Source organism: Pseudomonas costantinii, from assembly GCF_001870435.1.
In the GTDB taxonomy this organism is placed as follows: domain Bacteria; phylum Pseudomonadota; class Gammaproteobacteria; order Pseudomonadales; family Pseudomonadaceae; genus Aquipseudomonas; species Aquipseudomonas costantinii.
Genome location: NZ_MDDR01000003.1, coordinates 279292 through 291826, shown reverse-complemented (window position 1 = coordinate 291826; position 12535 = coordinate 279292). Strand labels below are relative to the sequence as shown.

The 12535-nt window shown below is 57.0% G+C and carries 8 protein-coding genes; 4 read left to right on the top strand and 4 right to left on the bottom strand.

The features are described from left to right. The first annotated feature begins 243 nt into the window (after positions 1–243). The 4 genes from aceE (at position 244) to msrA (ending at position 8261) form a co-directional block, all read left to right on the top strand. Positions 244–2889 carry a pyruvate dehydrogenase (acetyl-transferring), homodimeric type gene (gene aceE, locus BFL40_RS01365; RefSeq protein ID WP_071482713.1) on the top strand — a complete coding sequence of 882 codons (2646 nt, stop codon included), beginning with the start codon at positions 244–246 and terminating at the stop codon, positions 2887–2889. Positions 2890–2900: 11 nt separating this feature from the next. Continuing rightward, a complete protein-coding gene (gene aceF, locus BFL40_RS01360; protein ID WP_071482712.1) occupies positions 2901–4532 on the top strand; it encodes a dihydrolipoyllysine-residue acetyltransferase in 1632 nt (543 codons plus the stop codon). A 315-nt stretch (positions 4533–4847) separates the two neighbouring features. After that, positions 4848–7541, top strand: a complete 2694-nt coding sequence (locus BFL40_RS01355) for a putative bifunctional diguanylate cyclase/phosphodiesterase (RefSeq protein ID WP_071482711.1) — start codon at positions 4848–4850, stop codon at positions 7539–7541. A gap of 72 nt (positions 7542–7613) precedes the next feature. Beyond that, complete coding sequence (gene msrA / locus BFL40_RS01350) at positions 7614–8261, top strand: peptide-methionine (S)-S-oxide reductase MsrA (RefSeq protein ID WP_063033432.1); 648 nt, start codon at positions 7614–7616, stop codon at positions 8259–8261. Positions 8262–8337: 76 nt separating this feature from the next. Here msrA and BFL40_RS01345 read toward each other — a convergent pair whose 3' ends face one another. The 4 genes from BFL40_RS01345 to BFL40_RS01320 form a co-directional block, all read right to left on the bottom strand. Further along, entirely contained in the window at positions 8338–9174 is an 837-nt protein-coding gene (locus BFL40_RS01345; RefSeq protein ID WP_071482710.1) for a 23S rRNA (adenine(2030)-N(6))-methyltransferase RlmJ, read from the bottom strand. Positions 9175–9260: 86 nt separating this feature from the next. Beyond that, positions 9261–9980 carry a DUF4123 domain-containing protein gene (locus tag BFL40_RS01340; RefSeq protein ID WP_071482709.1) on the bottom strand — a complete coding sequence of 240 codons (720 nt, stop codon included), beginning with the start codon at positions 9978–9980 and terminating at the stop codon, positions 9261–9263. A 58-nt stretch (positions 9981–10038) separates the two neighbouring features. After that, entirely contained in the window at positions 10039–10374 is a 336-nt protein-coding gene (locus tag BFL40_RS01335; RefSeq protein ID WP_071482708.1) for a hypothetical protein, read from the bottom strand. Positions 10375–11296: 922 nt separating this feature from the next. Further along, positions 11297–11695: a hypothetical protein gene (locus BFL40_RS01320; RefSeq protein WP_139213520.1), complete on the bottom strand. Its 399-nt coding sequence runs from the start codon at positions 11693–11695 to the stop codon at positions 11297–11299. Between the last annotated feature and the right edge of the window lie 840 nt (positions 11696–12535).

Here is a 12535-nt window from a genome sequence, read left to right as displayed (position 1 = left end):
TGTTCGCAATAGATCAACAATAACGATTATGCTCACCAGCCAGACCGAGCCATACGCTCAGTCTTGTGTAGTTTTACTACTCGTATATACATTCGAAAGGCTGAAATGGCCGACGATTTGTAGTAAAACTACAGGACGCCGAAGCAACCTTCGGCCATCCAAGAATTTATGTCGTCTGCCCACAAGGCCAGTCGCAAACTTCAGGCAACCGATTCTGGTAGCCTTTCCGCCCTGGAGCAAGCCATGCAAGACCTCGATCCCGTCGAAACCCAGGAATGGCTGGACGCCCTGGAATCGGTTCTCGACAAAGAAGGCGAAGACCGTGCTCACTACCTGATGACCCGTATGGGCGAACTCGCGACCCGCAGCGGCTCGCAACTGCCCTACGCCATCACCACGCCATACCGCAACACCATCCCCGTTACCCACGAAGCACGCATGCCTGGCGACCTGTTCATGGAACGCCGCATTCGCTCGCTGGTACGCTGGAACGCCATGGCGATGGTAATGCGCACGAACTTGAAAGATTCGGACCTGGGCGGTCACATCTCCAGCTTCGCTTCCAGCGCAACGTTGTATGACATCGGCTTCAACTACTTCTTCCAGGCCCCGACCGACGAACACGGCGGCGACCTGATCTACTTCCAGGGCCACACCTCGCCAGGCGTCTACGCCCGCGCGTTCATGGAAGGCCGCATCAGCGAAGACCAGATGAACAACTTCCGCCAGGAAGTCGACGGTCAGGGCCTGTCGTCCTACCCGCACCCTTGGCTGATGCCTGACTTCTGGCAGTTCCCGACCGTATCCATGGGTCTGGGCCCGATCCAGGCGATCTACCAGGCACGCTTCATGAAGTACCTGGAAGCACGCGGTTTCATTCCGGAAGGCAAGCAGAAAGTCTGGTGCTTCCTGGGCGACGGCGAGTGTGACGAGCCGGAATCCCTGGGCGCCATCTCCCTGGCCGGCCGCGAGAAGCTGGACAACCTGATCTTCGTCATCAACTGCAACCTGCAGCGCCTCGACGGCCCGGTTCGCGGCAACGGCAAGATCATCCAGGAACTCGAAGGCGTGTTCCGCGGTGCTCAGTGGAACGTGACCAAAGTCATCTGGGGCCGTTTCTGGGACCCACTGCTGGCCAAAGACGTCGACGGCATCCTGCAACGTCGCATGGACGAAGTCATCGACGGCGAGTACCAGAACTACAAAGCCAAAGACGGCGCGTTCGTACGTGAACACTTCTTCAACTCGCCTGAACTCAAGGCGATGGTTGCTGATCTGTCCGACGACGAGATCTGGAAACTCAACCGTGGCGGCCACGACCCGTACAAGGTCTACGCGGCGTACCACGAAGCGGTCAACCACAAAGAACAACCGACCGTCATCCTGGCCAAGACCATCAAGGGTTATGGCACCGGTGCCGGCGAAGCGAAAAACACCGCACACAACACCAAGAAAGTCGATGTCGACAGCTTGAAGTTGTTCCGCGATCGCTTCGACATCCCGGTCAAAGACGACGAGCTGGAAAACCTGCCGTTCTTCAAGCCGGAGCCGAACAGCGCCGAAGCCCGTTACCTGAGCGAGCGCCGCACCGCGCTGGGCGGTTTCGTGCCACAGCGTCGCGCCAAGAGCTTCGACATCCCGACACCACCACTGGATACCCTCAAGGCAATCCTGGACGGCTCGGGCGACCGTGAAATCTCCACCACCATGGCTTTCGTGCGGATCCTCGCGCAGCTGGTCAAGGACAAGGAAATCGGTTCGCGTATCGTACCGATCATCCCGGACGAAGCTCGTACCTTCGGTATGGAAGGCATGTTCCGTCAGTTGGGCATCTACTCCTCCGTCGGCCAGCTCTACGAGCCAGTCGATAAAGACCAGGTGATGTTCTACAAGGAAGACAAGAAGGGCCAGATCCTCGAAGAAGGCATCAACGAAGCGGGCGCCATGAGTTCCTTCATCGCTGCCGGTACTTCGTACTCCAGCCACAACCAGCCGATGCTGCCGTTCTACATCTTCTACTCGATGTTCGGCTTCCAGCGTATCGGCGACCTGGCTTGGGCAGCAGGCGACAGCCGTACCCGTGGCTTCCTGATCGGCGGCACCGCCGGCCGTACCACGCTGAACGGCGAAGGCCTGCAACACGAAGACGGTCACAGCCACATCCTGGCTGCCACCATCCCGAACTGCCGCACCTTTGATCCAACCTACGGCTATGAGCTGGCGGTGATCATCCAGGACGGCATGAAGAAGATGACCGAAGAGCAGCAGGACGTTTTCTACTACATCACCGTGATGAACGAGTCCTACCAGCAACCCGCCATGCCGGCCGGTGTTGAAGAAGGCATCATCAAGGGCATGTACCTGCTCGAAGAAGACACCAAGGAAGCGGCGCACCACGTGCAGCTGATGGGCTCCGGCACCATCCTGCGTGAAGTCCGTGAAGCGGCGAAGATCCTGCGTGAAGAGTTCAACGTCGGCGCTGACGTATGGAGCGTTACCAGCTTCAACGAACTGCGTCGCGACGGCCTGGCCGTAGAGCGCAACAACCGCCTGCACCCAGGTCAGAAGCCTGCCCTGAGCTACGTCGAAGAGTGCCTGGCCGGCCGTAAAGGTCCGGTGATCGCCTCTACCGACTACATGAAACTGTTTGCTGAACAAATTCGCCAGTGGGTCCCGTCCAAGGAATTCAAAGTCCTGGGCACCGACGGTTTCGGCCGCAGTGACAGCCGCAAGAAGCTGCGTCACTTCTTCGAAGTTGACCGTCACTTCGTGGTGTTGGCAGCCCTGGAAGCCTTGGCTGACCGTGGTGAGATCGAACCTAAGGTGGTGGCTGACGCTATCGTCAAGTTCGGGATCAACCCGGAAAAACGCAACCCACTGGACTGCTGAGGAGATTTTTTGTGAGCGAACTCATTCGCGTACCTGACATCGGCAGCGGTGAAGGTGAAGTAATCGAGCTGTTTGTGAAGGTTGGCGACAAAGTCGAAGCCGACCAGAGCATTCTGACCCTGGAATCGGACAAGGCGAGCATGGAAATCCCTGCTCCCAAGGCCGGCGTGGTCAAGAGCCTGAAAGTGAAGCTGGGCGACCGCCTGAAAGAAGGCGACGAACTGCTGGAGCTGGAAATCGAAGGTGCCGCTGCTGCGGCCCCTGCGGCTCCTGCTACTGCACCCGCTGCTGCTGAAAAGCCAGCCGCTGCCGAGGCCCCTGCGGCCCCGGCTGCTGCACCTGCCGCAGCCAGTGTTCAGGACATCCATGTTCCGGACATCGGTTCGTCGGGCAAGGCCAAGATCATCGAGCTGCTGGTCAAGGTCGGCGACACCGTCGAAGCCGACCAGTCGCTGATCACCCTGGAGTCCGACAAGGCCTCCATGGAAATCCCATCGCCGGCTGCCGGCGTAGTGGAAAGCATTGCAGTCAAACTGGAAGACGAAGTCGGCACTGGTGACTTCATCCTCAAGCTGAAAGTACAAGGCGCTGCGCCTGCTGCTGCTCCAGCTCCGGCCGCTGCACCGGCGGCCAAGGCTGAAGCGGCTCCGGCCGCCGCTGCTCCGGCACCTGCTGCAAAAGCCGAGGCCGCACCAGCCCCTGCTGCTGCACCTGCGCCTAGCGGTGCCAAGGTTCACGCCGGCCCAGCCGTACGCCAACTGGCACGTGAATTCGGTGTTGAGCTGAATGCCGTATCGGCCACTGGCCCTCACGGTCGCGTACTGAAAGAAGACGTGCAGGCTTACGTCAAAGCCATGATGCAGAAAGCCAAGGAAGCTCCGGCTGCAGGCGGCGCTACCGGTGGTTCGGGTATTCCTCCGATCCGCACCGTGGACTTCAGCCGCTTCGGCGAAATCGAAGAAGTGCCGATGACCCGCCTGATGCAAATCGGCGCGGCAGGTCTGCACGCCAGCTGGCTGAACATCCCGCACGTGACTCAGTTCGACCAGGCCGACATCACCGACCTTGAAGCTTTCCGCGTTGCGCAGAAAGCCGTGGCCGAGAAGGCCGGCGTGAAACTCACCGTGCTGCCACTGCTGCTCAAGGCGTGTGCTCACCTGCTCAAGGAACTGCCGGACTTCAACAGTTCGCTGGCACCAAGCGGCAAAGCGATCATTCGCAAGAAATACGTGAACATCGGCTTTGCCGTCGACACCCCGGATGGCCTGCTGGTACCGGTCATCAAGAACGTCGACCAGAAGAGCCTGCTGCAACTCGCTGCCGAAGCCGCTGCACTGGCAGCCAAGGCCCGCGACAAGAAGCTCACCCCGGACGACATGCAGGGCGCGTGCTTCACCATCTCCAGCCTCGGTCACATTGGCGGCACTGGCTTCACGCCAATCGTCAACGCGCCGGAAGTGGCAATCCTGGGTGTTTCCAAGGCCACTATCCAGCCTGTATGGGACGGTAAAGCGTTCCAGCCGAAGCTGATGTTGCCGCTGTCGTTGTCCTACGATCACCGCGTGATCAACGGCGCCGCTGCTGCACGCTTCACGCAGCGCCTGAGCCAACTGCTCAACGACATCCGCACCATCCTGCTGTAAGCCACAGCGGGCCTCCCCTTCACCGGGGAGGCCTGGTTGCAACGATTTCCGAGCGCCACGCTCGTACCTCAACCCCGCCAATTGGCGGGGCTTTTTTTGGTCTATTTTCAAGCAAGAACTTGGACATAAAAAAAGAGGTTGTACACCCCCTTCACCCAGATTGTAGAAATCCCCCGCCCGGCCGATAACAGCCTTATAGCACTTAGCCTTTATCCTCTCTTGTCAGTCCGTGCTGCATGATGCAACCTTGCCGCAAACGACAGTAAAGAGGGCGTAAGCCCGGCGCCGTAGGCATCTTCCCAAGCGAGTTTCCCCATGAAAAGCCAATCCGATGTCGCCCGAATGGCGGCCGAGGTAGTGACGCAGTTACCGGTGCCTTCGCGCCTCGGTATGTTGCGTTTCGAACGGCTTAATGAGGCTAGCTGGGCTCTTTTGTACCTCGACCCCAATTGCGAGCGCCAATTCGGCCTGCCGGCGGTCGAACTGTGCGCCTTGATCGGCACGCCCTACGCCAGCCTGATGGAACCCCAGGCGCGCTATCAGTTGCACGACACCATCCAGCAGCAACTGACCCAGAGCCCGCATTACCTGGTGCGCTACACCCTGCACACCAACGACGGCCCGCTGAGCCTGCTGGAAATGGGCGAGGCCTACAAACAACACAACCGCCATCTGTTGCGCGGCTACCTGATGGTAGTCGATGGGCTGTTCAGCGAGATCCCTGCACCCGCGCCGACCGCAGACCTGGAAAACCAGAACAGCCGCCTGCAAATTGCGTTGGAACTTAATCAACGTGCCCAGCAGGAACAGTTGCAGCACCTGGAACGCGTGCGCGCCCAACAGGAGCTGATTCTGTTGCTGGCGCGCCAGCGCTACACCACCCCCAACTCGCTGCAGGAAGCTGCCGAGCTGATCACCCGTAGCGCTTGCGACATCTACCAGATTGACTGCGCCAGCATCTGGAACCTCGAAGGCCAGCGCCTGGTGCCGATCTCGGCGTACCAGCGTACCGAACAACAGCACCATCTGCCTGAACCGATCGACGCCAGCAGTTTCCCGGACTACCTGGAAGCCCTGCATTCCAGCCGCGCCATCGACGCCACCCACGCGATGCGAGACCCGCGCACCCGGGAAATGGCCGAGAGCCTGCGCGCCAAGGATGTTCACGCGATGCTCGACGCCAGTATCCGCGTCGACGGCCAAGTCGTCGGCGTGTTGTGCCTGGAACAAAGTGGTAGCCCGCGGGACTGGCAATCGGATGAGATCGCCTTTGCCGGAGAGTTGGCGGACCAGTTTGCGCAAGTGATCAACAACCACAACCGCCGTACCGCCACCAGCGCCCTGCACCTGTTCCAGCGCGCCGTGGAACAAAGCGCCAACGCCTTTCTGCTGGTCAATTGCGACGGCGTGGTGGAGTACGTCAACCCAAGCTTTACCGCAATCACCCAGTACAGCGCCGAAGAAGTCCATGGCCATCGCCTGGCGCAACTGCCGGCCCTGGAGAACCTCAGCGAGTTGCTGTTCGATGCGCCGTCGAGCCTGGCCAAGAGCAACAGTTGGCAAGGTGAATTCAAGAGCCGTCGCAAGAACCTGGAACCCTACTGGGGCCAGTTGTCGATCTCCAAGGTCTATGGCGACAACCGTGAGCTGACCCACTACATCGGCATCTACGAAGACATCACGCAGACCAAGCTGGCCCAACAGCGCATCGAACGCCTGGCCTACACCGACAACCTGACCAACCTGGGCAACCGCCCGGCATTCATCCGCAACCTCGATGAACGCTTTGCCCGAGACAGCGATACCCCGATCAGTCTGTTACTGGTGGATATCGACAACTTCAAGCGGATCAACGACAGCCTCGGCCACCAGACCGGCGACAAACTGCTGATCAGCCTGGCCCGCCGCCTGCGTAACAGCCTGAGTGCCGGTGGGAGCCTGGCGCGCTTTGCCAGTAACGAATTTGCGGTGCTGTTGGACGACGCCGACCTGGAGACGGGCCAACAAGTCGCCAGCCAGCTGTTGACTACCCTCGACAAACCGATGTTCGTCGACAACCAGTTGATCAGCGTTACCGGCTCCGTGGGCTTGGCCTGCGCTCCGCTGCATGGCCGCGACCCGCAGACCCTGATGCGTAACGCCGGCTTAGCCCTGCACAAGGCCAAGGCCAACGGCAAACACCAGGTGCAGGTGTTCACCGAAGCGCTGAACGCCGAGGCCAGTTACAAACTGTTCGTGGAAAATAACCTGCGCCGCGCCTTGACCCAGAACGAGTTGGACGTGTTCTACCAGCCCAAGCTTTGCCTGCGCAGCGGTCGCTTGCTGGGTATGGAAGCGCTGCTGCGCTGGAACCATCCGGAAAAGGGCATGATCCGCCCCGACCAGTTCATCAGCGTGGCCGAAGAAACCGGGCTGATCATCCCCATCGGCAAATGGATCGCTCGCCAGGCCTGCCGTATGAGCAAGCAATTGAGCGCCGGTGGCATGGGCAACTTGCAGGTGGCGATCAACCTGTCACCCAAGCAGTTCTCCGACCCCGACTTGGTGGCCTCGATCGCCACCATCCTCAAAGAAGAGCAGCTACCGGCCAACCTGCTGGAGCTGGAGCTGACCGAAGGCTTGCTGCTGGAAGCCACCGAAGACACGCGCCTGCAACTGGACCAGCTCAAAAGTTTTGGCCTGACCCTGGCCATGGATGATTTCGGCACCGGTTACTCGTCGCTGAGCTACTTGAAAAAATTCCCCATCGACATCATCAAAATCGATCGCAGCTTTATCCACGAAATCCCGGATAACCAGGACGACATGGAAATCACCTCGGCAGTGATCGCCATGGCCCACAACCTCAAGCTCAAGGTGGTGGCCGAAGGTATCGAGACAGGCGAGCAGCTCGCGTTCTTGCGTCGACATCGCTGCGATGTGGGCCAGGGCTACTTGTTCGACCGGCCGATCCCCGGTGCAGACCTGATGAAGATGCTTAAACGCTACCCGCGCGGGCCAATCGCCTGACAGCGCTGTAACACTCGGGCACACTGGCTACCTGACTACTTACCTAACTCAATCTGACTGAGAGGACTGATCATGGTCTTGCGCTCGGAAATTCTGGTGAACAAAAACGTGCTTCCTACTCAAGAACAGGCCTTGCCTGGCCGTGAAACGCCGATGTCTTTACCCGAGACTCATTTCGTCAACGGCAACCCGCTGCTGGGCCCATTTGTCGACAACGTAGAGTTTGCGATCTTTGGCCTGGGTTGCTTCTGGGGCGCAGAGCGCCGTTTCTGGCAGCGCGAAGGCATCGTCAGCACGGTGGTGGGTTATGCCGGCGGCTACACGCCGAACCCGACCTATGAAGAAGTTTGCTCGGGCCTGACCGGCCACAGCGAAGTGGTTCTGGTGGTGTTTGACCAGGACAAGATCAGCTACGAAGAGCTGCTGAAAATGTTCTGGGAACTGCACAACCCAACCCAGGGCATGCGCCAGGGCAATGATATCGGCAGCCAGTACCGTTCGGTGATCTATGCGGTCAAGCCGGAGCATCTGGAGGCGGCGAAAGCCAGCGCCCAGGCGTATCAGAATGAACTGACCAAGGCTGGCCTGGGCACCATCACCACGGAAATCGAAGAAGCACCGACCGTGTACTTCGCCGAGGCGTATCACCAGCAGTATTTGGCGAAGAATCCACAGGGTTACTGCGGGATCGGCGGCACAGGCGTGACCTGCCCGATCTAAGAGTGACGCTGATCTAAAAATGTGGGAGCGGGCTTGCTCGCGCCCACATTTGCTCTGTGCATGGCTGTAGATCGGATTACTCAGCGATCAACCAATCCATCTGCCACCCGCCCTGGGTCTGGCCAAGTTTCTTGGACAGCCACGGCAGCAGCTCGCGCAACTCCTCCTCCAAACCCCACGGCGGGTTGGCAATCGCCAGGCCCGAACCGGTCAAGGTGTTGGGCGTGTCCAGCGGATGCACCAATAACTCCACCCGCAACAACTTCGGCGCACCAGTACCGGCCAGGTCCTGGTAGAAGCGGCGCAACATGCGCTGGTCCTTCACCGGATACCAGATCGCCGCGACGGTCTGGCGCATGCGGCTGACCGCTTCCTTGAGGGACGCCGCGCAGCGCTGCATCTCGTCGAGCTTTTCGAACGGGGGGTCGATCAGCATCAACGCGCGCTTTTCCGGCACCGGCAGCAAGGCACGCGGAACATGCCAGCCTTCGCCCAGGTGCACTTTGACCCGGCGATCGCCTTTCATGTTGTCCTTGAGCAGCACACCGTCTTCCGGGTGCTTTTCATTGAGCAACACACGGTCCTGGGGCCGCGTGAGGCGCCGCGCCAGCTCCGGCGAGCCCGGGTAGTAGCGCAACTGGCCATCCGGGTTCATCTCATGCAGCACGCGCATGTAATCGGCGGTCAACGGCGGCAGGTCGTTCTCGCCCCACAGACGGGCGATGCCTTCCAGGTATTCACCGGTGCGATTGGCCTGGTCGCCTTGCAGGTCGTACAGACCGATCCCGGCGTGGGTGTCGAGGTAGGCGAACGGCTGCTCCTTGCGCGACATCAGGGCGATGAGACGGGTCAAGGTCAGGTGTTTGAAGACATCGGCGTGGTTGCCGGCGTGAAAGGCGTGACGATAATTCATGGTTGCTCCTGCGCAGGGGGCGAAGTTTACCTTCTACGGGGGCAAAGGTGCAGAGTTGTGGTGAGCGGGCTTGCCCCGCGTTGGGCTCACCTCAACTCTAAAGCCAGATAGTCGGTCAGCGCTTTGTGGCCGATATCCGGCATTCGCGCAAAATAGGCGACCTTGTGCTGCAAGGTCGTTGGCGTGAAGGCGGTGTACAGATCCGGGCGCTGCTCTTCGAGCCATTGCAGCAGGTTGTCGATCAGCACTTGCGGTGATTGCTCCGCCAGGTGTTCCAGAATCGGTGCCGGAACTCGCCACCATGGACTGGTTTTGGCAGCCGTAACCTCGCCCGTCGCCACCGACAGTGCCTGGCCATTGATCAGGTAACGTTGGAACACCGGCAACACCTTTCCCGCCTCATCGCCCAGCGTTTGCAACATCGGCAAAAACTGAGCGCCATCCCAGAAGCGTAAAAAGACCTGCTGGTCATCCGGCAAATACACCTTGGTCAGGCTTTGCAAGTGCGCCACCACCGTTTCCAGTGGGCTCGACGACACCGCCAGCCAGCCCCAGTCTGTCGACTCGGTCGTTGCTATCCAATCGAGAAAGGGGCTGTCGGGTTCGACGATGCCGACATAGGGCATTACTTCATCCCACTCGGCGTAGGCCGTGCCTGCCCAAATTGGTTGGGGTAGGATCCCGGCGGCTGTGCTTCGCCAGGTATCGAGAGGTTTGGCGTCGCTGGCGTTACTAAGAATGGCGAAGAGGTGTTCGGTAGACTGGAAGGAGATTAGCCACTCGCGAGGCAATAATTGTTTCGGCATTGGAGATACTCCTATTACAGTAAGACGTGAGCAAATAAAGCAAATTCAAAAATACAATCTAAAACCAGTCAACATCTTGCCACCCCATGAAATCGCCAATTGCGAGTAAGATAAAAATTCCAAAAAAAGCTCCCACCGTAGATCCACCTAAACACCTCAAATTCAGCTTTAGCCCCTTGGGAAATTCAGCATAATCTTCAGCACTGAGGCGCCCAAGATTTATCGCCTGGGTCGGAAAGGCGAAAGCACCAATCACATCCCTAACCGCCCACGATCGACTTATAGGGTCCCAACCAATACTTACATCTGCATCTATAAGATGCCCGCTACGCCTTAAATGCAGACTTATTTTTTCAACTTTGAAATAGGCAATATATAAAGCCCACACAGGCATTAAAACCACCAGCAAAAAAAACACAAACAAAAAATAGAGTATACGTCTTGCGCGCCATATATTTGCACTGTAAATCCTCCCTCCGTTAGCCTGACCTTCTTACACTTAGCCTCACGACGGACCTGCTATCAGACTGCGAAAATACTCCTCACGCTTGGGAGATAAATAATCAGCATTAATACCTGCGACCCTCGAATGGGTTACTTAATCCAACCCATATATTTACCGACGACCCATAACGTTATGGCGTACACCCCAACCAACATCAAGAAAAAACCCCACAGCCTCAACTCACGCATTAGCTTGCAGGGAACACTTTCAAGCTCCTCACGAGTAACCGCCCCATCATTAATATGTATTCTCTGGAAGACAAACATTCCCGAAACCGCATTTACGAAAAACACCCTACCGAAAAAGCTAGAGCCGACGAATCCCTTCCGATACGACACTAACTTACAGGACCCTAAACATTTAAAAATCTCGTCAACTTTAAAATAGGCAATGTAAACCTGAGCCAAAAAAACGATAACAACCAAGATAGCTAACACCCCAACGCAGTACATATAGACAGTTCGACCGTCGCCCATGACTACTGAGTCCTCTCGTAAATATATTCCCCAAAACTTTCTCCAACACTGGCCAGGCCCTTTCCGCCTAAGGCGCTGGCAGCGCCGACTACAACTAAACCGCAAACTAATCCGCCTACTCCGACCGTCGCAACCCCAATTCCGGCGCAAGCGGCTGAAGCCCCATAAGCACCCAAAGGCTTGGCAACGATGGAGCTGCTAAAAATGACGAAAATGTTTTCGGTCGATTGAATCGGGGAGTGGAATAGCCATCTGCGGGGTATGGACTGCATTAGCATTAAAGAATACTCCTTCACGATAAAATATGGGTAAATAATCCACCAATAACCGAGCCTCTAAAAATTTTTATCAAGCCACCCCATATACTTACCAACACCCCACAAAGCGATACACACTCCAACCAAGAAAAACAAAACATATACCAAAGCCTTTAGTTGAAATTTAAGCCGATAAGGAACTCCTTCAAACTCCTCACGAGTAAACCCACCGTCTTTTATATGTGTTTCAGGAAACACAAGCATCCCCGCAATCGTCAGTACAAAAAACGACCTACTAAAAAATCCTCTCCCAAGAAGACATTTACGAACTAAAACAACATTTGAATTACCTAGGCACTCCAATATCTCATTAACTTTAGAATAAGAAAAATAAACTTGAACCAAGAAGGTCAAAAAAATAAACATAAATACGCCTAACCAGCACCACATATAAAACGCGTAAAACTCACCTTTCATTACTTCCCCCCTCATAAATAAAATCTCCGATCCTCTCTCCAGCTAACGCCCCACCCGCACCACCGAGAGCAGTGCCTGCACCTATAGCAACACAAACTGTGCCCGCACTCGCCGCTGCTGAAGCACCACCTAACCACCCCCCCCAGCGCTCCCGACAAAATTGCCACCTTCTGTATATTTCACTCTTTGACAATCATCCTCACTTCCAACTCGACACGTTTCCCTCACCTTCAATGCCGAGGCTGATGCCCCTAGTCCAATTCCAACAAACCCGCCGACCTTCATATACTGACTCGCTCGAGCAACACCCCGAATGTGTGTTGCATATCCAGGAATACCTTCTGATACACCGGCCTTACTCCAATGATGAACCAAGCTGCGACTGGAAATCCCTAATACGCTTTTGAGCTTTGGGTGATCGGCAATACCAACACCTTTTCGCACCAGTGGTCCGAGGCTATTATCCAACTGAGTTAGCAATCGCTTACGCTCAGCGAGAAACTCAGCACCTTGCAAATTGCCCTGTATTTTGAAGGTTTTGACGTGCAACTTTTCGATATCCACGAGGATGGACTGGGTTCGCGTCAAGTGACTCGCAACCATTGACGACCCAACCCCCACCGCCATCGAACTCTGCGCCAAAAACGCACCAATCTCCTGCTGGTGTTCAACCATAAACGCCGCCTCGTCATCACTCATTGGCTTCAGCGCTTCATTCACCTCCTGCGCCGCTTCCATGAGCAACGCCTCTTCGCGGGTGCATTGGCTATTGAGCGGATCACTGAGTACGAGCATTTGCCCCGGCCTGGTGTATTGCGTGAGCTGTGGATTGAGGCTACG

Excerpts from the sequence above, each read along its gene's own strand:
- aceE (WP_071482713.1), top strand. The coding sequence starts at position 244 with ATGCAAGACCTCGATCCCGTCGAAACCCAGGAATGGCTGGACGCCCTG.
- BFL40_RS01355 (WP_071482711.1), top strand. The coding sequence starts at position 4,848 with ATGAAAAGCCAATCCGATGTCGCCCGAATGGCGGCCGAGGTAGTGACG.
- msrA (WP_063033432.1), top strand. The coding sequence starts at position 7,614 with ATGGTCTTGCGCTCGGAAATTCTGGTGAACAAAAACGTGCTTCCTACT.
- BFL40_RS01345 (WP_071482710.1), bottom strand. The coding sequence starts at position 9,174 with ATGAATTATCGTCACGCCTTTCACGCCGGCAACCACGCCGATGTCTTC.
- BFL40_RS01340 (WP_071482709.1), bottom strand. The coding sequence starts at position 9,980 with ATGCCGAAACAATTATTGCCTCGCGAGTGGCTAATCTCCTTCCAGTCT.
- BFL40_RS01335 (WP_071482708.1), bottom strand. The coding sequence starts at position 10,374 with ATGCCTGTGTGGGCTTTATATATTGCCTATTTCAAAGTTGAAAAAATA.
- BFL40_RS01320 (WP_139213520.1), bottom strand. The coding sequence starts at position 11,695 with ATGAAAGGTGAGTTTTACGCGTTTTATATGTGGTGCTGGTTAGGCGTA.